Below are 21,290 nucleotides of genomic sequence, written 5' to 3' on the forward strand. Positions count from 1 at the left end.
TGGAATAGAGCTGGAATAGGGGCCGGCGGGGCAAAAATGCCCCGCCGGCCCCGCGCGTGAACGCGCGGCTAAGCCTCTGCGAACAAAAACTATGCCGGATTACGGGGCTGAATTGCGAATCCCCAACCATATCGAAAACCACGAAGATAAAACCGCAGGTAGACAGCTCGCTTTTTTCAAAAATAGAGGGTATGGATGAGGGCCCCGACTTTAGCTCCGTAATCTGGCATAGTTTTGAAATGCCACCATATCAGTAACAGCGCTTGATCTCCCGCGGACGAAGGAAAACGGATCATTTTGGCCTTGCGAGGGCTGCCGCGCGACCCGTCTGCCACGAAATGGGCCCATCTACTACGTTTAAGCCGCTACCCTCAACCATGCCAAAAAGCGCGAAAACGAAACCGCAGGTAGAACGCCTGCGGTTTTTCATGAAACGCGGTTGTGGTCAGGGGCATCGGGTTAAACATAGTAGATAGGCCAGTTTCGTGGCGAGCACCACCAATTGATCCCCCGAGGACGGAGGAAAACGGGTTCTTTTGCCCCGTCCATCTTGAGTCGCACCCGTTTTCCTGCGAAAACGCTCGTGTCTCAACTATGGTGAGACATTTGTCTCACGCTCAAAACCGAATCTGGAACGTGTGTCACCTGCTCAAATTGTGTCTCATTCCGTAACTTGAGGCTGATGCAAGGCCTGAGTCTGCGAGAAGGGAGACGCGATGGGTAAGTACACGAGGGGTCTCTTGGCGGTGATGCTGGCCGTAGTGCTGGTATTGCCGGCTGCGGCATTTGCCATGCTGCCCGAGGCCAACGCCAGGTCCAGCACCGGAATGGATGGACCGACAATGACCGGAAAGGTCGTCGATCCCGATACCAGCGGCCGCTGGGAAATCTGGGCGGCTGGCCATAGCGGCAATAAAGTATCGACCCAACACGTCGGCCGAATCTGGACCGACAAGACGGTCAAGGCAACCGAGAAAAACGAGGAGTCGGATTTTCTGACTACGCTTTCGGCCATGTCCTCGACGTCCAATTCAACCGTGACGGTTACTACGCCGCTCGACATCGTGATGGTGCTGGATGCCTCTGGCTCGATGGATGGTGAGATGGGCGGTGGAGATTCCACCAAGCGTATCGATGCACTGGAGAGCGCTGCCAGCAGCTTCATCGACACCATTGCCAAACAAAACGAGGGTATCGAGGGCGTGGATAGGCAGCATAAGGTTGCAATCGTTAAGTTCGCGGGCAAGAAGTCCGACAATATCGGCAACGGGACGTATCGTGACGGAGAACACACCTACAATTACACGCAGGTAATGAAAGGCCTGACCGATTGCTCCGGCGGCAACGTGAAAGCTCTTAAGGATAGGATTGCCCAGATTACACCCGCTGGTGCAACGCGCGCCGACAATGGCCTGCAGTTGGCAGAGGGCATCACTTCTGGTCGCGTGGACGCCAAGAAGATTGTTGTGTTCTTTACCGACGGCACGCCGACAAGCTTCAGCGAGTTCAATCCGGATGTCGCTAACGCTGCCGTAACGGCCGCCAAGAGCATGAAGGACAGCAAGGCTACCGTTTATACTATCGGCATCTTTGATGGCGCGGATCCCAAAGCCAGCGTCCAGGATTCGAAGACAAGCCAAGAGAACAAGTTCATGCAGGCCGTTTCGAGCAACTACCCCAATGCCACGAAATGGAATTCTCACGGAACGCGTGCGGAAAACTTCGACTACTACAAGTCGGCGACCAATGCCGAAGAGCTCAAGAAGGTCTTCGACGACATCTCGCAGGCCATCACATCGGAGGCGCCTTATCCGACCGAAATCCATAAGGGCTACGACGAGACCAAGTCCGGCTACATCACGTTTACCGACGAGCTGGGCGACTTTATGCAGGTTGATGGATTTACCGAAGTCGTCATTAACGGCACGCCGTTTACCAAGGCGAGCAAGACGGTCAATAAAGAAACCAATACCGACACCTACGAGTTCACCGGCAAGGCAAAAGACCTGCTCATTACCGTGCAGCGTGCCGGTGATGACAATCCCCAGAAGGGCGATATCGTAACGGTTAACATTCCTGCGTCGTTGATTCCGCTGAGTCACTTTAAGACCGTAGACGGCAAGCTTTCGGTCGACAACGTTAAGCCCATCCAGGTGAAGTATGCTTCGAGCGTGAAGAGTGTTGCGCTCGACAACCTATTTACGCCTGAGGAGGTCACGGGGCTCAAGGCTTACATCGAAAAGAATACGACCGTTGCCGACGATGGCACCAAGACCGTGAACTTCTACGCGAACAAGTGGGAGACCGGCGCGTTGGGTAATACGGTTGCGACCTTTGAGCCGGCCGACACCAACCGCTACTACTACTTCCAGAAACAGACCCCAATTTACACGGACAAGGACTGCACGCAGCCTGCAAAGAATTCGCTGGCAGATACCGGCACCTATTACTACAAGGATGAGTTTGAGGAGCAGGGCGAAAACGATGAGGCCAAGCCCGCCTCTGCCGTCATCGAGTTTATCGGCGGCGACGCTGCGAAGTTTGACGGCGCTATTGTTGCTGACGAGGACGGCAGCCTTTCGTTTAGCGTGGGAACCGCGCGCCTAGCCTTTATCGACGAGCTCCACACCACCAAGGAGAGTGTGGGCGGCAACAACACTGGTACCGCGACCGACGTTCTTAACCCCAAGTGGAACAACGTGTCCGCCAAGGCGACCGCGACGCATGTCAATTCCTACCTGGGCAACAACGGCAAGATCAGCTTTAACGTGACGCCGACAACGGTGGATACCAAGGCCAGCTTTGGCCTGACCAAGGTGCTCGAGGGCCGCAGCTGGACGGATGCGGACGAGTTTAAGTTTGAACTCTCCGCAACGTCTGAGAATGACGCCCCGATGCCCGCACACGCGACCGCGACCGTGACCAATGACGACTTGGACGACAATGGCAAGGCAGCTATCGACTTCGGCGAGATCACCTGCAACAAGCCGGGCGAGTACACCTATGAGGTCCGCGAGGTCAAGGGCGGCGCCGGTGGCATCACCTACAGCGAGAACGTTGCCGCGTTCAAGGTGACCGTGGCGGTTAAGGCCACGGGTGGGCTTAAGGCTGACGTTGAAAAGATCTCGGGCAAGACCGAGTTCAAGAACACCTATAGCGCCAAGACGGAAACCCCGCTGACTCTTGAGGCAACCAAGACGCTCACGGGGCGCCCGATGGCCGATGACGAATTTAAGTTTGCGCTGAGCTATGCGGGGCACGACGAGGTGCTGCTGGATGCAACCAACAAGGGTGGCAAGGTTGAGTTCGGGCCGCTGACGTACACGACCGAGTCGCTTGCCAAGCTGGTCGAGGAGGGCAAGGCGTCGGTTGATGCTAGCTCCGACAAGCCCACGTGGACCATTCGCTACATTGCTGCCGAGCAGACCGGAAAGCTGCCTGCGGGCGTGAGCGCCACCGTGTCGGCAATTGACGCATGTGTAACCGTTGTCGACAACGGCGATGGTACCCTGACGGCGACGGCTGTCTACGGCGATGCCGGCAACGAGTTTGTGAACACCTACACTGCCGCGCCTGTCGAGGCATCGCTTGTGGGCAAGAAGAATCTGCAGGTTCCTGATGGCTTGACCCCGGCTGACATTGCCGGCAAGTTCACCTTTACCGTGACCGGTGAAGAGGGCGCACCCATGCCCGCGAACGCGAGCGTGACCAATGATGCCAAGGGCAAGGTCGACTTTGGCAAGATCACCTTTACGCTCGACGACCTTAACAAGGCTCTGGGCGAGAAGCCCGAGAAGCGCGAGCACACCTTTACCTACACCGTGACCGAGTCCGGTGAGGTCGCTGGCGTGACCAACGACGCCGAGACTTCGCGTACGGTTTCCTTCACCGTGACTGATGACGGCGAGGGCAATCTGAGGGTGTCCCGCAAGCCGGACGGCGATGCGGCATTTACGTTCACCAATACCTATAGCGTGACGCCCGTCGAGAAAAGCGTCACCGACCAGATTACCGCGACCAAGGTCCTGGACGGCCGCGGCCTCAAGGCTGGCGAGTTCAGATTCGAGCTCGTCGAGGGCGAGGGCGAGGACGCCAAGGTCGTCGCCACCGGCACCAACAATGCCGAAGGCAAGATCACGATGAACGCCGTGAAGTACGACAAGGCCGGAACGCACGCCTATACGCTGCGCGAGGTCAAGGGCAACGCCGGCGGTATCACCTACAGCGATGCCAAGTTCACCATCGAGACCACCATCACGGACAACGGCGACGGTACGCTCAGCGCCACGCATGTTCTGAAAGACGTCAAGGTTGCCGAGTTCAAGAACACCTACAGCGTGACCCCGCTCGACGCAGAGCTCGACTTTGGCCTGAGCAAGGCCATCGACGGTCGCGACTGGACGGACTCCGACAAGTTCAGCTTTACCATCGCTGCTCCCGAGGGCACCCCGCTGCCCGACTCCGCAACCGTAACTGTGAGCAAGAAGGACGCGAAGGATGGCATCGCCGCCATAAAGTTCGGCAAGATCCACTACACGGCTGCCGGAACCTACAAGTACGAGATCCGCGAGAACGCGGGCAGCGCGGCCGGTATGACGTATGACGCGCATGTCGCAACCGCCGAAGTAACCGTGACTGATAACGGCAAGGGCGTCCTGATCGCCAACGTCACCAAGAAGGAAAGCGGCCGCTTTACCAACAAGTACCACACTGAGCTCAACTACACCGCGGCCGGCGGCCTTAAGCTCAGCAAGACCCTCTCCGGACGTCCCATGACCGAGGGTCAGTTCACCTTTACCGTGACGCCTGCCGACGAGGCTTCGGCCATCGCGCTCGGCCTGCACGAGGGCACCAACGTGTACAAGTCCCCTGCAACGGCAGAGGCAACGGTTGGCCTGATCGACATCCTGGCTGGCCATGAGGTCAAGTTTACGCAGGCTGACGCGGGCAAGACCTTTACATACACCGTTGCCGAGAAGAACGATGGCCAGCCCGGTTACACCTACGACGAGGCCGTGCGCACCGTGACGATCGCTATCGCCGACGATGGCGCTGGTACGCTCACCGCTACGACGATCGTTTCCGGCGGACCCGAGGGCACGCATGCGACGGTCCACAAGAGCGGCGAGAACAAGGTCGAGAGCGCCGTGGTCCCGTTCGCCAACAGCTACCACGCATCGACCGATAACCCGGGCACCGCTGCTCAGGTTGTCGCAACCAAGACCCTGACCGGTCGTCCGATGGCCGACGGCGAGTTCTGCTTCGGTATTGCCTATGCAGGTGAGACGGAAGCCATCAACGGCACTACGGCGTGGAACGTTAACGGCCAGGTGAGCTTTGGCACGCTGCATTACACGACCGAGATGCTTGCCGACCTGGTAAACGCCAAACGCGCCATCCGCACCGACGCGGATGCCAAGCTTGCGTGGACTATCAACTACACGGCGTTTGAGTACACGTCCCCGCTCGCAGCAAAGGGTATTACTGCCGCGAAGTCGAGCTTTAGCTTTAAGGTCATCGTCGTCGACAACGGCGACGGCACTCTGACGGCGAAGCCTGACTACGGTGGCACCGAGCCCGTGTTCGAGAACGTCTATGGCGCCGAGGCCGTCGATGCCGCACTTGCCGGCGCCAAGAAGCTCCAGGCTGCCGAGGGCCTGACCCCGGCCGATATCACGGGTAAGTTCACCTTTACCGTGACCGCCGATGAGGCGGGCGCCCCGATGCCCGAGCGCACGGCCGCAACCAACGACGCGGCCGGCAACGTGGACTTTGGCAAGATCCACTTTACGCTCGAGGACCTCAACCGCGCCTTGGGCGTGACGGATGATGCGACCGATAAGGCCGAGGCAGACGAAGCTGACGAAGCCGAGGCCGACGAGGCAGAGGCTGAAGAGGCCGACGTCGACGCTGATGCCAATGCCGACGAGTCCGGCGGCGAGTCCGAGCCCGCAGCCCCCACCGCCCCGCGTTCGCACACCTTTACCTACACGGTGACCGAGTCCGGTAGCGCCCCTGGCGTGACCAACGACGCCAACGCCACGCGTAAGGTTTCCTACACCGTGACTGACGACGGTGACGGACATCTGAAGGTCGTGCGCGAGGGTGACGACGGCGCTGCCTTCACGTTCACCAACACCTACAGCGTGACGCCTACCGATTCTGTGGTGACCGATCAGGTCAAGACGGTCAAGCGTCTGACCGGCCGCGACCTTGCAGCCGGCGAGTTCACGTTTGAGCTACTCGAGGACGGCGTGGTTGTCGCCAGCGGTACCAACGACGCCAACGGCAACGTTGCGCTGAGCCCGATCAGCTACGAGGCGCCCGGCACGCACACGTACACGCTGCGCGAGGCTTGCCCCAACGCGCTCGGCCTGTACAAGGGCGTCACCTATGACAGTACGACCTACACCGTCGTGACCACCGTCTCCGACAATGGTGACGGCACACTGACCGCGACGCACAAGCTCGAGGGAACTACCGAGTCGGCTGGCTTTACCAACAAGTACCACGCCATGCCCACGCAGGTCTCCATCGGTGCCATCAAGGTGCTCGAGGGACGCGAGCTCAAGAAGGACGAGTTTAGCTTTAAGCTCGTTGGCGAGGACATCGAGTCCACTGTCACCAACGATGCCGACGGCAAGATCAACTTCGACAAGTTCGAGTACGACGAGCCCGGTACGTACGTCTACACCATCAGCGAGGTCAAGGGCGACGAGGCCGGTATGACCTATGACAAGTCCGTCTTTACCGCGACCGTCAACGTGGCCGATGACGGCGAGGGCAACCTCAAGGCGAATGTCGCCTTTACCAAGGGCGACAAGAGCGTCGAGGGCATCGTGTTCAACAACACGTACAAGAAGCCCGAGACGCCCGTGCCGACGCCCGATCCCGGCACGCCCAAGACCGTGACGAACATCGTCAAGACGGTCAAGGGTTTCCTGCCCACCACGGGTGACCAGCAGACCGCCGCACTGCTCATGGCATTTGTTATCGCCATGGCCGGCTTCGGAGCCCTGGTCTGGGGTATCCGTAAACGCTAGGCACGCTGGCGGCGCCCGGGGCCAAAAGGCCCCGGGCGGCCGGCGGGGAGCCAGAACATAGCCCCACCCCCCCCACCCCCAGCCGCCACGGAGGTATCTCCCTCCTCCGTGGCGGCGCTTTTGTGCGTAGGCGAGGAGGGCTCGCCACGAAACCGGCCCATCTACTACGTTTAGTCCCTTACCCCCAACCATGTCAAAAAACGCGAAAACAAAACCGCAGGTAGAACGCCTGCGGTTTTGCTCAAAACGAAGGTATGGTCAGGGGTATCGAGTTAAACGTAGTAGATGGGCCGATTTCGTGGAGCGGTTCCGGCTGATCCCTTGGGGACGGAGGAAAACGGATCATTTTTGGCTTGAAGCGGCTTGCGGAGACACTTGACGTGGCCGCTCGGACAAAACTAGGCCGGTTTACGGGGCTGAGTCACGAGTCCCCAACCATGCTGATATTCGTGAAAATAAAACCGCAGGTAGACGAGCCGTCATTTTACAGAAAACGCGGGTATGGATGGGGGTCCTGAGTTTGGCCCCGTAAACCGGCATAGTTTTGAAATGGCATTAAACCGGTAGCAGACATTTTGTTATGTCGGGGCGGTCGGTCTTCGGGCAACTACCCTCGCAGGTAGGCGATGGCGATCTGCGTGCGGTTGCGCAGGCCCATTTTGGCCAGGATTGAGCTGATGTGGTTTCGCACGGTGCCTTCGCCCATATAGGCGGTGGCGGCAATCTCCTTGTTATCGAGGCCGCGGGCAATGAGCTCGGCGACCTCGAACTCGCGGTCGGTCAGGCTGACGAAGGCCGCGGGCCGGCGGGTCGTGCCCACCTCGACGCCCGCCCCATCAAAGTTGATATCCTCGATCGCCTTACCCTCGAGCACACGTTTACCGTCCATGACCTGGGCCAACGCCGGCGGGATGGCGGCGACATCGGTTTTGATCAGGTAGCCGCGGGCACCCAGTTTGAGCGCCGACACAATGTACTCGTCATCCGAGAATGTCGTCAGAAATACCACGCGCGCCGCAGGGTTGCGCTCAAGGATCTCGCGGGCCGCCGAAAGCCCGTCGCGCCCCGGCATCTGAATGTCGAGCAGCGCAATATCGGGTGCGTGTTCGGCATAAAGAGCCACTGCGTCGTTGCCGTCGGCGCCGGTACCCACCACCTCGATCTGCGGCTGGGCGCCCAGGATAATCTTGAGCGAATCGACCACTAGGCGGTCGTCGTCGACAACGATGAGCCTCATCGGCCCTCATCTCCTTGCTGTTTGGGAACGGTGGCAAACACACGCCAGCCGCCGGCGCCGGCGCGCGGGCCGGCGGTGAAGGTGCCGCCAAGCGCCTCGACGCGCTCGCGCATGGAGCCGAGCCCCATGCCCTCTGCGGTGCCGCGGCTGCTTGCTTGGACCCCGCCCGCGCCATCGTCGGTAACGATGAGCTGGTAAAACGACGGATGCTCCATGCATCGTACGGTGACGGTCTGGGCGCAAGCGTGGCGCATGGTGTTGGAGAGCGCCTCGCGCAGGACCGCCGTAAAGCAGTTGGCGACATTTGCGGGCGCATGCTCGGTCAAAACCTCAAGTTCAATCTGCGGCCCGCCATCTGAGCGCGCGCCCTCCACGATGCGCTCGAGCTGTACGGAGAGATTTGCCGCGTTGTCGTTGAGCGCGTGGACGCTCGAGCGCACGAGCTGAAGCGCTTCGTCCACGGTGCGCTTGACGTCAGCGAAGTCGGCGGCGACGCCGGGCTCGTTGGCGTGGACCACGCGTAGGGCCTCGGTTTGCAGCGAGGCGCGCGTGAGCTGGTGCCCCACGTTATCGTGAATCTCGCGTGCGATGCGGGCGCGCTCGGCGAGCGTTGCGAGCTCGACCTCGTAGTCCTGGCGGTCGGCAAGGTCGCGGTTGCGCGCCTCGAGCGCGAGGGCTCGCTCCTGCAGCTCGTCGCGGGTGCGACGCATGCGCTCCTGCTCGCGCTCCAGCTGAGCGGTGCGCAGAGACAGCAAGGTGGCGGCGACTGAAAGGATGGCGGTCAACAGCAGCGCACGGGTGGGAAGCGCGCCGGCGTGGGCATATGCGACGAGTGCGCAGACAAAGATGGCGCCGGCGCCCAGCGCGACCCAAACGTGTTCACGGCGCACGCGTCGCGCGATGTCATAGAGGGCGAGGGGCGCAAACGGCACAAACGGCGGCACAAAGACGGTCACCATAATGTAAGCGTAGCTCGCGGCCTCACCGGCGCGGCGGGCACGTTCGCCTTGCGCAATTTCCGTAAGCGAGGCGACTGCGACGCCAAGACAAAACGCCGCGACCAAGCAAGCATCCACAGCAAGGCCCAGAGCGGCCGCGATACAGCACGCCAGCATGATCGATTTGTCGAATAGCCTGTTCATACGGGTATTGTACGCGATGGTGCGCGCGACGATTGCTCAGGTGCCGCAACCGTGACATTCCTCCCGCCCGCCCCCGCCGCACTCGTGACAAAGCTCACTGGTGCGCGCCGGCGGCTCCTGCGATGATGCAATCGTACCGGGCCGAAATCAACAGAAGGGCCGCCTCATGACAGACATCGTCCACGTCGAAAACCTCGTCAAGCGCTACGACGATCTTATCGCGCTCGACCACTTTAACCTGAGCATCGCCCCCGGCGAGATCTTTGGCCTGCTGGGCCCTAACGGCTCGGGCAAGACTACGTCCATCAACTGCATTCTGCAGCTGCTCGCCTACGACAAAGGCACCATCGAGTTGTTCGGCGAGCCCATGACGCCCGCCCGCTACGACCTCAAGCGCCGCATCGGCGTGGTGCCGCAGCAGGTGGCGGTGTTCGACGAGCTCACGGTGCGCGAGAACATCGACTATTTCTGCAGCCTCTACGTCAACGACCGCAAGCGCCGTCGCGAGCTGGTTGACGAGGCCATCGACTTTGTCGGGCTGGGCGACTTTGCCAAGTTTCGCCCCGGCAAGCTCTCGGGCGGTCTGGCGCGTCGCCTCAACATCGCCTGCGGCATCGCGCACAAGCCCGAGCTCATCTTCTTCGACGAACCCACGGTGGCCGTCGACCCGCAGAGCCGCAATGCCATCCTGGAGGGCATCTGCCGCCTGCGCGACGAAGGCGCCACGGTGGTGTATACCAGCCATTACATGGAGGAAGTCGAGCAGATCTGCAGCCGCATCATGATCATGGACGGCGGGCGCGTGCTGGCGCAGGGCACCAACGACGAGCTCAAGCGCATGATTCAGATGGGCGAGCGCGTGACCGTCGAGGTCAGCGCCGTCGAGCTCGCCACGGTCGAGCGGCTGCGCGCCCTCGAGCACGTGCTTTCGGTTGAGCTTTCCGGCGGCGAGCTCGTCTGCACCTGCGAAGCGAGCCCGCACAACCTGGTTGACATCCTCGACACACTGCGCGCCGCCGATGTGGCGCTCGGCCGCGTGTGGAGCGAGCCGCCGACCCTCAACGACGTATTCCTCGAGATCACCGGCCGCGAGCTGCGCGACTAGGGGGCGGCCATGTTCAACACCATTATCATTACGGTCAAGACGCTGCTGCGTCGGCCGAGCACGTGGGTTTGGGGCGCGATCTTTCCCGTCGCGCTTTCCACGATGTTCATGTTTATGTTTGCGAATCTGAGCTCCGACGGCACGGTCGATCCGGTGCCGGTGGCCGTCGTGGCGGATGAGGCCTGGAGCGCCTCGACCTTTAAGGACGTGGCGACGTCGCTTGCCAAGGAAGGCGACGACCAACTGCTCGAGATCCACGAGTGCGACGATGCGGTCGATGCGAACCGTGCTCTTAAGGCCGGCGAGGTCGCGGGCATCTATGCGGTCGATGCCGCGGGCACGCCCAAACTCACGTTGCTTTCGAGCTATGACGGCTCGCGTGCGACGTCGGTGCTCACCGACCGCAGCATCCTGGAGACGGTGGCAAGCTCGTATACGCAAAATGCCGAGCTCATGCGCCAGATTGCCCAGGACAACCCGGCGGCGCTCGCCGACCCGGAGGCGGTTGCGCGCGCCCTGTCGCTCGAGGGCGGCACTCGCCGTGTGAGCCTGACGCGTGCCACGCCCGATGGCACGGTCATCTACTACTACGCGCTCTTTGGCCTGGTCGCGATGATGTCTGCCGAGTTTGCCGCCTTGAGCGTCGTCGACCTGCAGCCCAATCTGTCTGGCCTTGGTGCGCGTCGCTGCGTGGGTGGCCTTTCCAAGACGGCGTCGCTGGCCGGCATCTTTGTGGGCGCGTGGTTGGTTTCCTTTGCCTCGATGACGATCGCGATCGGCTACGTGCGCCTGGTCGTGGGGGTCGACTTTGGCGGGCGCGAGGGGCTCTGCCTGGTGGGCGGCGCCGTGTCCGCGCTTGCCGCCACGGGTCTGGGCCTTTTTGTGGGCACGCTTCCCGTTAAGGGCGGCAAGGCGTCCAAGTCGGGCATCCTCACAGGCTTTGCCACCACGTGTGCCCTGTTCGCCGGGCTTTATGGCGAGCCGGCGATGGCGCTTGCCGACGACGTCGCCCGCGCCTGCCCGGCCGAGAGTTGGCTCAATCCCGTCAAGCTCATCTGCGACATGTTCAACCGCTTGTATTTCTTTGAGGACCTGGGCCCCTTTGCCGTTCGCGCTGGCGCGCTGGCCCTTATGGCGTTGCTGTTCGTTGCCGCCGCCACGCTGATCTTTGGAAGGAGCCGCTATGAGCACCTTTAAGACCGCGCTTCGCATGGCGCTGGCGCACCCGTTCTACCTGCTCATCTATACGGTGTTCATCTCACTCATGGGCGTATTCATCGCGGCATCGGTGAGCTGGAACTCGTCGCAGCTCACCGAGTACGAGCCCTACGACACCAACGTGATCGTGGTCGACCGCGACGACAGCGACCTTTCGCGTGCGCTTACCAAGCACCTGGGCTCGCGCTTTGATCTGGTCACGGGTATCGGCGAGGACACCTATGACCTTGCGGACGCGCTCTCCAAGAGCAACAGCGCCAAGGGCAGCGCCGACTGCGTGTTCTTTATCCCGGAGGGGTTTGAGGACGACCTCGTTGCAGCGGCCCGAGCGGGGGAGCCCCTGCCCAAGCTCGATGTGACCTACGGTGCCGGCACCATGGCGGCGGCGCTTTCGTCTGCCGAGGCCTCGCGCTGGATCTCGCTCGCGGGCGCTGCGGCCGCACTTGATCCTACTGCCTCCGACGGTGACGTCGCCAAGGCCGCCGAGCATGCCGCCGTCAAGCGCGCGGAGGTCGAGATTGAGCAGGTCAAGGTCGACTCGACAGCCGCCGCCACGCTTGAGTCGTACTTCAACTTTGGCACGTACGCGATTATCTCGTCGGTCATCGTATCGGTGGGGCTGGTGTTCTCGGGCATGAACGAGCCCGAGCGCGTGCGCCGCATGGAGGCCAGTCCGGTCTCCGAGCGTCAGCGCTCGCTTGCCGTGTTTGCGGCCGCCGCCGTGCTCGCCGTCTGCATCTGGTTTGTGTCGAGCATGATGGGCGTCGTGGGCTTTGCCGGCGCGGTCGCCGAGGTCGGCGTGGGTCGTGTATGCCTGGCACTGGCGTCAACGTTTGCCCTGGCGTGCACGCCGCTGGCCGTTGGCTTTGCGTTGTCGAGCCTGGGCGCGCGCGAGGAGCTGCTCAACGGTGTGGGCAACCTGCTCGGCATGCTCATGACGTTTTTGGGCGGCGCCTGGATGCCGCTGTCGCTGATGGGCCCGGCCGTTCAGACGGTGGCGCACTTTGTGCCGACGTATTGGGTGAACGACGCGATCGGCAAGGCGCTCGCCGCGGACCTGACGTCCGCCGTGCTGGGCGACATCGTCTGCGATCTGGGCGTCACGGTGCTCTTTGCCATGGCCATCGCCGCCGTAGGCCTAGCCCTCGCACGCGCCAAATCCCACGCCTAGCTACCTAGTCATTGGGTGCTCATTGGGGACAGACTTAAACGACCAAGAGTGCTCATTGGGGACAGACTTAAACGACTAGTCATCGGGGACAGTCTTTGCCGATTCGCCGGCTCGCCGGCAGGGTTGCCAAGGACTGTCCCCAGCTGCCGGCAGGAAAGGAACGTCCCTAACTGCCGGGTGGCGAGGCACTCATTTAAGTCCGTCCCCAATGAGTGGTTTCAGTCATTTAAGTCTGTCCCCAATGACTAGGCGCCGTACTTGACTTTGACCCCGCTTTAACGGGTACCATCCTCTATGTCTGTAACGCCATATAGACCGAGGGGATAGATCTATGACCGCAACTTCACCCGCAGCACCCGCTAAGGTGTACTTCACCAACTTGCGTACGCATGCTCGCGAGAGCCAGCTCGACAAACTCAAGCGCCTCATCCGCCGCGCCGGTATTGAGCAGATCGACTTTGAGAACAAGTTCGTCGCTATCAAGATTCACTTTGGCGAGCTGGGCAACCTGAGCTTTTTGCGCCCCAACTACGCCCGCGCCGTCGCGGATGTCGTGAAGGAGCTGGGCGGCAAGCCTTTCCTCACCGACTGCAACACGCTCTATGTCGGTAGCCGCAAAAACGCGCTCGAGCACATCGACACCGCTTATCAGAACGGCTTTACCCCGTATGCCACGGGCTGCCAGGTCATCATCGCCGACGGCCTCAAGGGCACCGACGAGGCGCTCGTCCCGGTCGAGGGCGGCGAGTACGTGCGCGAGGCCAAGATCGGCCAGGCGCTCATGGATGCCGATATCGTGATTAGCCTCACCCACTTTAAGGGCCATGAGCAGGCCGGTTTTGGCGGCGCCATGAAGAACCTGGGCATGGGAGGCGGCAGCCGTGCCGGCAAGATGGAGCAGCATGCCGCCGGCAAGCCGAACGTCGCGACCGAGCACTGCATTGGCTGCCGTGCCTGCGAAAAGATCTGCGCGCACAACGCTATCTCGTTCGACGACACCCGCGAGCGCGAGCTTGCCAGCGGCGCTACTCGTACGGTGCACGTGGCCGCCATCGACCACGATCGCTGCGTGGGCTGCGGACGCTGCATCGGCGTGTGCAACCAGGACGCCATCAAGCCCGTCTATGACGCCGCGGCCGACGTGCTCAACTGCAAGATCGCCGAGTACACCAAGGCCGTCGTCGACGGCCGCCCGAGCTTCCACATCTCGCTTGCCATGGATATCAGCCCCAACTGCGATTGCCATCCCGAAAACGATACGCCTATCGTCAACGATATCGGCATGTTCGCGAGCTTCGACCCGGTCGCCATCGACCAGGCCTGTGCCGATGCCGTCATGGCGTCCGAGCCGCTGCCCAACACCGAGCTCACCGATAGCGCGGCCAAGATGGAGCATAACCACGAGCATCTGGAGGGCGAGCAGGCGCGTGACCCCTTCTGCATCACGCATCCCGACACCGACTGGCGCGCGTGCATCGCGCACGCCGAGAAGATCGGCCTGGGCACGAGCAAGTACGAGCTTATCGAGGTCAAATAGCGCCTAGCTATTGGACAATATAAGCGCCTTTGTGGCGTAATTCGAGCAAAAGCCGCTCGCGAGCACAGCGCTCACGGGCGGCTTTTCGGAAGTGCGGGGAAAAGTCGAATACCGCCGACCACAAGGCGTTTTTGGCAACAAAACCCAGACGTTGCTTGTTGCCTAAAAATACTCGTCGAGGAAGTTGTTGACCGTGTTCCAGTAGAGCTCGGGGTCAACTTGCGCACTCTTGGCGTGAGCGGCACCGTGGATAAACAACATGGAAGCCGTCGCGTGTTTGAGTTGCTCCACACTGCTTGCCTTATGAAAGTCGTAGCCTGCGCGCACGTTGCACACCAAGTTTGCTACATCGAGCAAGGAAAGCTGGGCAGGCGCGAGCACGTTCATGCCGCGGTCATGGAATCGTTTGGCGTATCGGGCCATACCGATGGGCTCATTGGTATGGCCATGCAGGCAGACGGCGTAGTCGTGCGTGCTCTCCGACGCAGCAAAATGCCAGGCGGCGAGCTCGGTTCCGTCATCTGCGGTGAGGCTGCTGCTCTCGCGATTCTCTTTAAACCACGCCCGCGCCTCGGTTTCCTCGGCATCCGGCTGCTCACCTTTTTTGTCGTCTTTGCCATCCTGCATCATCTTCATGGTGTACGGCGCTTGGGGGTTCAGGGCAAAGTCAAACAAAAAGTTGCCGGCAAATCCGAGCAACGTGACAACGAGCGCCAGCGCAACAACGACGGTTATCTTAAGCTTTCGATGGGGGTGTGCGCTTTGAGACATTTACGGTTCTTCTTAAAGATGTTGATACGTCAACACTTAAAACAAGCGCATTATGGATGTTCGCCGTTGATGCGTCAACAAGAAAAGAATGGGTAAACAAGGGGTCACGTATGGTGCAAATTTCGCACGTACCCAGACGCTTTGATATAGTGTTGAGAACTCTTTACGTTGGAGGATGTAACCGGCATGTCCGATTCGAGCGACAGTTCTAAGCCGCGACCCAAGACCGCGGCCGTTCCACACTACACGGTGGGTGAGGAGATCATGAACTCCGTCACCCATGGTGTCGGTTGCCTGCTGGGCATCGCGGGCCTGGTGCTCCTGATCGTATTTGCCGCTCTTCGCGGCGGAGGCCCGGCTCACATGGCCGCGGCGATTGTCTATGGCGTCAGCATTATCCTCGAATACCTAGCCTCTACGCTCTACCACGCGATTCAGCCCGCACGCGCCAAGCGCGTGTTTCGCATCATCGACCACAGCTGCATCTACCTGCTCATAGCCGGCAGCTATACGCCGTTTTGCCTCATCACGCTCGCAAACGACGGCGGCCCTATGCTGTTCTTTGCCGTATGGGCCATCGCCATTATCGGCATCGCCCTCGAGTGCTTTATGCGCGAGCGTCAACCGCACTGGGTAAGCGGCCTGGTCTACCTGCTGATGGGCTGGCTCGTCGTCTTTAAGCTGCCCGAGCTCGTGTCGCTGCTCAACCCCGTGGCACTTGCCCTGCTCGCTGTCGGCGGCGTGTGCTACACCGTGGGCGTGCCGTTCTACATCGCTAAAAACGTGCGCTACCTGCACAGCGTGTTTCACTTGTGGGTGCTCGCCGGCAGTATCTTCCAGTTCATGGCGGTGATCCTCTTCGTAATCTAGCGATCACGTCTGTGCCTGCGGACCCATCCAAGCGGCCGCCGGACGCAACTGCCCTATCCGTTATCTACGCTTACTACCTAACGTCCCGAATCTTGGAGGTTCGAGAAACTCCCGATGGACATAACCATCTCCCTTATCACCACCCTCGTTTTGACCCTCATCAACGGCTACTTCTCTATGTCCGAGATGGCGCTCACCACGGCCAAGCGCGCCGTGCTGGAGCACGAGGCCGAGGAAGGCGACAAACGCGCCGAGCGCGCCGTTAAGCTGGCTGCCGACTCCGACCAGCTGCTCGCCACCATCCAGGTCGCCATCACGCTCGTGGGCTTTGCCTCGTCCGCCGTCGCCTCGACGAGCTTGTCCGACCCGCTCGCCACGTGGCTCATGAGCTTTGGCATCGCGCCGCTCTCTGCCATCGCGCGCGGGCTGGCGCCGGTCATCATCACCGTTGCGGTCGCCTTCGTGTCCATCGTGATTGGCGAGCTTGTGCCCAAGCGCATTGGTCTGGCCAATGCCGAAGGCGTGTCCAAGCAGGTCGTGGGGACGTTGTCGTTTTTCCAAAAGATCGCCCGTCCGCTCGTGTGGCTGACTGGCGCTTGCTCCGATGGCCTGGCCCGCATCCTGCGCATCAAGAGCGCCGACGATCGCCAAAACGTCTCGGAGGAAGAGATTAAGTACATGGTCTCGGAGCAGGACGACCTGCTCGACGAGGAAAAGCGTATGATCCACGAGATCTTCGACCTGGGCGATACCGTTGCCCGCGAGGTTATGGTGCCGCGCGTGGACACCACCATGTGCGAGGACGACGAGACGGTCGCCGACGTGCTGTCCACTATGCGCCAGACCGGCTTTAGCCGCATCCCCGTCTATCACGAAGATCCCGACAACGTGGCGGGCATCGCGCACATCAAGGACCTGATTCAGCCCTCGCTCGACGGCGAGGGCGACCGGCCCATCGCCGGTTATTTGCGCGACGCCACCTTTGTGCCCGACACCAAGGACATCCTGCCGCTGCTGTCCGAGATGCAGACTTCGCACGACCAGATCGTGGTGGTCGTGGACGAGTACGGCGGCACGGCTGGCATCATTACCATCGAGGACATCGTCGAGGAGATCGTGGGCGAGATCGAGGACGAGTTCGACCCCGACAACAAGTACCTCACGCGTCTTTCGCGCCGTGAGTGGCTCGTCGATGGGCGTTTTTCGTGCGATGATGCGATTGAGCTTGGTTGGCCGCTCGAGGAAAGCGATGATTATGAGACCATCGCCGGCTGGATTTTGGAACTTTGCGACTCGGTGCCCGACATCGGAGAGGTGTTTGAGGTTGCAGGGTACAAGTTCAAGGTGCAGTCGATGCGTGGCCAGCGCATCTCGCTTATTCGCGTGATCGCTCCGGCCGAAACCGATAAGAAGGATTCCGAGTCCTCGGCAGATAAGCCGGCGACGCCGGGCGCGGGCTCTGCGGGACCGCACGACGGCGACGAGTAGGGCAAGGAAGAGTAGGGGAGAGTTATGGCAGGCCTGTTCAACATCCTTAAGGTCACCGTCAGCGAGGACAAGATCTGCGCGCATGTGCTGGTGAACCCCGGCATGCCGCTCATGACCTCGGAGGACATCGAGGCCACGGCGCGCGTGTACTACCTGGTGCCCGCGATTGCCAAGCACCTGTGCCTAGGCGATTCCGGTCGTGAATTCCAGGACTGCATGGGCCAGACCGAGCTTTGCCATCTGCTGGAGCACGTGACAGTGGAGCTCATGAACGAGACCGGTCTCGCCGGCAGCATTTCGTGCGGCCGTACCCGCGTAAGCGAGCACGATGAGCGTGTCTTTGAGGTTGAGCTTTCATGCCCCGATGACGCGCTGGCCATCGGCGCGCTGTCTTCGGCGACCTTTATGATGGACTGGGCCTATCTGCACGCCGACCAGCCTGCTCCTGACGTGGAGGGCACGGTCGCGGGCCTGCGCAACCTGGTGCTGGGTATGCGCGCCGAGGCCGAGGGCAAGGATCCGCACGAGGCCATCGCCGCCGCAAACGCCGAGGACGGGGCCGAAGGCGAGGCTCCTGCCGATTCCGAACCCGGCGTCGAGGCAGCTGCTGAGGAAGCTGTCGAGTCCGAGCCCGCGGAGCCCCAGGGTGTCCCGAGCTTTGACGATGAGCTGCAGGAGGCAATCGATACCGAGGGCGCGACCGCCGAGAGCCACGAGGCCCCCGCTGCCGTCTACGGTGGCGCGGCGACGGTTCCGGCAGGTCCCGCACAGGAAGGTGCGCTTCCGCTCGTTGATGGCGCCGGCGAGGACCCGGCGGCCACGGTGGCCATGCCTGCCATGCCGCAGGAGTAGGCTCACTCGCTTATCACCATCATGTACCTGCGCTTTTACCGTACGCAGATGAGCGCGACGGCAAGTGTTGCGCTGCGGGTATAATGGACAGCATTCAAACGGTGGGCATCGAGGTGCCCGCAGGAGAGGAATGATCATGGGAAAGACTTTCAGCTTTGTTTCCGGTGCGCTCCTTGGCGCTGCCGCCGGCGCTATCATCGGCGTTGCTCTGGCCCCGCGCTCGGGTGCCGAGACCCGTGCCATGGCCGCCGATATCGCCAACGATGCCTGGGACAACATGCGCGACACCTACGAGCACGGTGCCGAGGAGGCTCGTGCCGCGGTCAACGACTTTGGTCCGATGGTCGACGCCAAGACCGATGACCTGCGCGCCAAGGTCGACCTGGCCCGCGAGCGCATGGACCAGCTTCGCGAGCAGCTCAACGACGCCATCTCGGGCGGCAACGTGACGCCCGCTGCCGACGTCGTGGTCGAGAACGTCACTGAGGCCGGCACCGAGGCCACGGAGCCCTCGACCGAGGCATAATGCGCGCAGGGGATTTTGTTGGCGTCAAGGTTTATCGTAAGCCTGCCGAAGACAAGCGCACCAAAAAGGACGGCACGCCGCGCAGCCCCAAAAAGCTCGGCAAGATTCACTTTCCGGTTTTTACCCCGGGCGGTACGCGCGTGGTGGGCTTTATGGTTCGCCAGTCCGATATCGCGGGCATGATCGAGCGCCCCGATCGATTTGTGGCACTCGATGCCATCGGCGTCTATGAGGGTGCTGTCGTGGTCGACGACGTCAAGGGCACCTACGATGCCGCCGCGGCCAAGCGCCTCGATATCAACCTGGACGATTGCATCATCTGGGTTGGCATGGACGTGCGCACGGAATCGGGCGATATCGTGGGCTACTGCTCGGACGTTGAGTTCAAGCCGCGTTCGGGTATCGTGCAGACGTTCTACGTGACCGCCGGCACTGCCTCGAGTGTGCTGGTGGGCGACACACAGATGCCGCCGACGATGCTGCGCGGCTACGAGAACGGCGCGATGATTGTCTCGGACGAGGTCAAGTCGCTCGGGTATTCGGGCGGCGCGGCCGCCAAGGCTGCCGAGGCCAGTGTCGTGGTGGGCGATAAGGTCAAGAAGGGCGCCAAGGTGCTCGATGACAAGGGATCGGCCGCCGTGGACAAGGGCAGTCGCGCACTGGGCAAGCAGCTCGGCAAGACGCGCGGTATGTTCAAGGCCTTTAAGGACGAATATCAAAAGGCGAGCGGGGGCTCGTCAAAAGCTAGCAAATAGCGACGTACCAAATGATGGGAGGCGAGCCGGAGACATGTTGCTCCGGCTCGCTGTGTTTATGGGGGAGGGCACATGCGCCAAAACGGATCTAACTTAAACGGGCGCTCGGGTGCGCGTCCGACGGCGCGACGCGACCTGGGGCAGCTGCCCAGCGGTCAGCGTCGACGTCGCCGTAAACCCGGCGCGATGTACCTCAACCATAGCCGTGGGTTTAGCGATCGCAGCGCGCGCATCGGCAACGGGCGCTCACCGCGCCGACCGTCCCGCCTGCCCTATGCGCTCATCGCTGTCGGCTGTGCGCTCGTGCTGTTTATCGCTGCCGTCGTGGGCTATGTCAATCGCAGCGTGGACATTGTGCTCAATGGGGAGCAGGCTTCGGTGCGCGTGGGCTCCACGCTGCAGAACCTTATCGATGATCAAGGCCTGATCGACACCTACGATGCCGGCGACTTGTTGGCTGTCGACGATAGCGTGCTTACCCGCCGTGGCGGCGAAAAGCTGTCGGTGAAGGTGGACGGCAAACGGGTGAAGCAGCGCAATTGGAATAGCCGCGAGCTAACGGGCGGCGAGAAAGTGACGGTCAAAGACGGCCGCGACACGTACGAGAAGCACGAGGTCCAGGTCACGACCATTGAGCCCAAGTTGAAGGTCGAGGGCACGGGCGCTATCGAATACGTTAAAACCTGGGGCGTTCGGGGCCGCTCCGAGGTATGGGTCGGCGAGCAGTCGGGCAAGACGCAGGACCGCGGCGAGGTCGTGCCCGCCACCGACTGTGTAGTCGAGTGCGCGAGCGTAGCGCCCAAGGGCAACGAAAAGTACGTGGCCCTGACATTTGACGAGGGTCCGAGCGGCGCGACCAAGCAGGTCTTGCAGGTGCTTAAGGAAAAGGGCGTCACGGCGACGTTCTTCCTTTCGGGCGATGCTGCGGAAGCCTCGCCCGCTACTGCCAAAGCGATTGTCGATGCCGGATGCGAGATCGGCTCCAACAGCTACAGCGATGATTCGCTCAAGGGCAAGGATCGCGAGGCGGTGCGCAAGCAGATCACGAAGGGTACCGAGGCGATTAAGTCGGCGACCGGCGTCGAGACGATGTTGCTGCGTGCTCCCTACGCCGCGTTTGACGAGCAAAACTGGATCGATGCGATGGACCTGGTGTCTGCCGTGGTCTCGTGGAATGTCGATTCGGGCGACTGGCTGCTCAACGGCGCCGACGAACAGGTTTCGACCGTGCTCGAATCGGTGACTCCGGGCAACATTGTTTTGTTCACCGATAGCGACGAGTGCTCCGAACAGACGCTCGAAGCGCTGCCGCAGATCATCGATGGCCTTGTCGCCAAGGGCTACAAGATCGTGACGCTGAGTGATTTGGTTAAGACGGATACGTCGCTGAGCAAAAAACTCACCTCGCTAACGAAGACTTCTATGCCCAAGAACGCCGTGTTTCCCCAGCTCGCCGAAGATAACGACACCACAGACTAGTCATGGGGGACGTTCTTAAACGACTATGTCACGGATGCGTCAGCGTTTGGTATGCCTGCGATGTTTGGAGCATAAATTTGGCGTCACGGCGCGATG

14 protein-coding genes are annotated in these 21,290 nt (G+C 61.3%); 11 read left to right on the forward strand and 3 right to left on the reverse strand.

The genetic code is table 11. The features are described from left to right. Positions 1–716: 716 nt before the first annotated feature. The gene (locus ACQRAJ_RS02265) at positions 717–7,043 is read left to right on the forward strand and encodes a Spy0128 family protein (RefSeq protein ID WP_427747611.1); all 6,327 of its coding nucleotides are present in this window, start codon (positions 717–719) and stop codon (positions 7,041–7,043) included. 607 nt (positions 7,044–7,650) lie between these two features. Here ACQRAJ_RS02265 and ACQRAJ_RS02270 read toward each other — a convergent pair. Then, positions 7,651–8,280 (reverse strand): response regulator, encoded by a 630-nt coding sequence (locus ACQRAJ_RS02270; protein WP_427727222.1) that lies wholly within the window; start codon positions 8,278–8,280, stop codon positions 7,651–7,653. After that, positions 8,277–9,422 carry a sensor histidine kinase gene (locus ACQRAJ_RS02275; protein ID WP_427747612.1) on the reverse strand — a complete coding sequence of 382 codons (1,146 nt, stop codon included), beginning with the start codon at positions 9,420–9,422 and terminating at the stop codon, positions 8,277–8,279. The genes ACQRAJ_RS02270 and ACQRAJ_RS02275 overlap by 4 nt, the downstream gene beginning before the upstream one ends. A gap of 166 nt (positions 9,423–9,588) precedes the next feature. Here ACQRAJ_RS02275 and ACQRAJ_RS02280 point away from each other — a divergent pair, with 166 nt between their 5' ends. The 4 genes from ACQRAJ_RS02280 to ACQRAJ_RS02295 all read left to right on the forward strand — a co-directional run bounded on the left by ACQRAJ_RS02280 (position 9,589) and on the right by ACQRAJ_RS02295 (position 14,453). After that, positions 9,589–10,527: an ATP-binding cassette domain-containing protein gene (locus tag ACQRAJ_RS02280; protein WP_427747613.1), complete on the forward strand. Its 939-nt coding sequence runs from the start codon at positions 9,589–9,591 to the stop codon at positions 10,525–10,527. A gap of 9 nt (positions 10,528–10,536) precedes the next feature. Continuing rightward, positions 10,537–11,724: an ABC transporter permease gene (locus tag ACQRAJ_RS02285; RefSeq protein WP_427727231.1), complete on the forward strand. Its 1,188-nt coding sequence runs from the start codon at positions 10,537–10,539 to the stop codon at positions 11,722–11,724. After that, the gene (locus ACQRAJ_RS02290) at positions 11,711–12,916 is read left to right on the forward strand and encodes an ABC transporter permease (RefSeq protein ID WP_427747614.1); all 1,206 of its coding nucleotides are present in this window, start codon (positions 11,711–11,713) and stop codon (positions 12,914–12,916) included. The genes ACQRAJ_RS02285 and ACQRAJ_RS02290 overlap by 14 nt, the downstream gene beginning before the upstream one ends. A 331-nt stretch (positions 12,917–13,247) precedes the next feature. Continuing rightward, positions 13,248–14,453, forward strand: coding sequence for a DUF362 domain-containing protein (locus ACQRAJ_RS02295; protein WP_427747615.1), 1,206 nt, complete (start codon positions 13,248–13,250; stop codon positions 14,451–14,453). Positions 14,454–14,615: 162 nt separating this feature from the next. Here ACQRAJ_RS02295 and ACQRAJ_RS02300 read toward each other — a convergent pair whose 3' ends face one another. After that, the gene (locus tag ACQRAJ_RS02300) at positions 14,616–15,224 is read right to left on the reverse strand and encodes a hypothetical protein (RefSeq protein WP_427747616.1); all 609 of its coding nucleotides are present in this window, start codon (positions 15,222–15,224) and stop codon (positions 14,616–14,618) included. A gap of 186 nt (positions 15,225–15,410) precedes the next feature. On the opposite strand from ACQRAJ_RS02300, the gene trhA reads away from it, so the two are divergent. The 6 genes from trhA (at position 15,411) to ACQRAJ_RS02330 (ending at position 21,194) form a co-directional block, all read left to right on the forward strand. After that, complete coding sequence (gene trhA / locus ACQRAJ_RS02305) at positions 15,411–16,094, forward strand: PAQR family membrane homeostasis protein TrhA (protein ID WP_427747617.1); 684 nt, start codon at positions 15,411–15,413, stop codon at positions 16,092–16,094. Positions 16,095–16,208: 114 nt separating this feature from the next. Further along, complete coding sequence (locus ACQRAJ_RS02310) at positions 16,209–17,582, forward strand: hemolysin family protein (protein WP_427747618.1); 1,374 nt, start codon at positions 16,209–16,211, stop codon at positions 17,580–17,582. A 24-nt stretch (positions 17,583–17,606) separates the two neighbouring features. Beyond that, positions 17,607–18,434, forward strand: a complete 828-nt coding sequence (locus ACQRAJ_RS02315) for a cyanophycin synthetase family protein (protein WP_427747619.1) — start codon at positions 17,607–17,609, stop codon at positions 18,432–18,434. A 136-nt stretch (positions 18,435–18,570) separates the two neighbouring features. Beyond that, the gene (locus tag ACQRAJ_RS02320; RefSeq protein ID WP_427747620.1) at positions 18,571–18,960 is read left to right on the forward strand and encodes a YtxH domain-containing protein; all 390 of its coding nucleotides are present in this window, start codon (positions 18,571–18,573) and stop codon (positions 18,958–18,960) included. After that, positions 18,960–19,715: a PRC-barrel domain containing protein gene (locus ACQRAJ_RS02325; protein WP_427727252.1), complete on the forward strand. Its 756-nt coding sequence runs from the start codon at positions 18,960–18,962 to the stop codon at positions 19,713–19,715. The genes ACQRAJ_RS02320 and ACQRAJ_RS02325 overlap by 1 nt, the downstream gene beginning before the upstream one ends. A 72-nt stretch (positions 19,716–19,787) precedes the next feature. Then, positions 19,788–21,194, forward strand: a complete 1,407-nt coding sequence (locus tag ACQRAJ_RS02330; protein ID WP_427747621.1) for a polysaccharide deacetylase family protein — start codon at positions 19,788–19,790, stop codon at positions 21,192–21,194. Positions 21,195–21,290 lie beyond the last annotated feature (96 nt).

This window comes from Collinsella sp. SGI.184, assembly GCF_050313415.1.
Lineage (GTDB): Bacteria > Actinomycetota > Coriobacteriia > Coriobacteriales > Coriobacteriaceae > Collinsella.

What these genes read in the sequence shown, in the direction of transcription:
- ACQRAJ_RS02265 (WP_427747611.1), top strand. Translation starts at nt 717, where the DNA reads ATGGGTAAGTACACGAGGGGTCTCTTGGCGGTGATGCTGGCCGTAGTG.
- ACQRAJ_RS02270 (WP_427727222.1), bottom strand. Translation starts at nt 8,280, where the DNA reads ATGAGGCTCATCGTTGTCGACGACGACCGCCTAGTGGTCGATTCGCTC.
- ACQRAJ_RS02275 (WP_427747612.1), bottom strand. Translation starts at nt 9,422, where the DNA reads ATGAACAGGCTATTCGACAAATCGATCATGCTGGCGTGCTGTATCGCG.
- ACQRAJ_RS02280 (WP_427747613.1), top strand. Translation starts at nt 9,589, where the DNA reads ATGACAGACATCGTCCACGTCGAAAACCTCGTCAAGCGCTACGACGAT.
- ACQRAJ_RS02285 (WP_427727231.1), top strand. Translation starts at nt 10,537, where the DNA reads ATGTTCAACACCATTATCATTACGGTCAAGACGCTGCTGCGTCGGCCG.
- ACQRAJ_RS02290 (WP_427747614.1), top strand. Translation starts at nt 11,711, where the DNA reads ATGAGCACCTTTAAGACCGCGCTTCGCATGGCGCTGGCGCACCCGTTC.
- ACQRAJ_RS02295 (WP_427747615.1), top strand. Translation starts at nt 13,248, where the DNA reads ATGACCGCAACTTCACCCGCAGCACCCGCTAAGGTGTACTTCACCAAC.
- ACQRAJ_RS02300 (WP_427747616.1), bottom strand. Translation starts at nt 15,224, where the DNA reads ATGTCTCAAAGCGCACACCCCCATCGAAAGCTTAAGATAACCGTCGTT.
- trhA (WP_427747617.1), top strand. Translation starts at nt 15,411, where the DNA reads ATGTCCGATTCGAGCGACAGTTCTAAGCCGCGACCCAAGACCGCGGCC.
- ACQRAJ_RS02310 (WP_427747618.1), top strand. Translation starts at nt 16,209, where the DNA reads ATGGACATAACCATCTCCCTTATCACCACCCTCGTTTTGACCCTCATC.
- ACQRAJ_RS02315 (WP_427747619.1), top strand. Translation starts at nt 17,607, where the DNA reads ATGGCAGGCCTGTTCAACATCCTTAAGGTCACCGTCAGCGAGGACAAG.
- ACQRAJ_RS02320 (WP_427747620.1), top strand. Translation starts at nt 18,571, where the DNA reads ATGGGAAAGACTTTCAGCTTTGTTTCCGGTGCGCTCCTTGGCGCTGCC.
- ACQRAJ_RS02325 (WP_427727252.1), top strand. Translation starts at nt 18,960, where the DNA reads ATGCGCGCAGGGGATTTTGTTGGCGTCAAGGTTTATCGTAAGCCTGCC.
- ACQRAJ_RS02330 (WP_427747621.1), top strand. Translation starts at nt 19,788, where the DNA reads ATGCGCCAAAACGGATCTAACTTAAACGGGCGCTCGGGTGCGCGTCCG.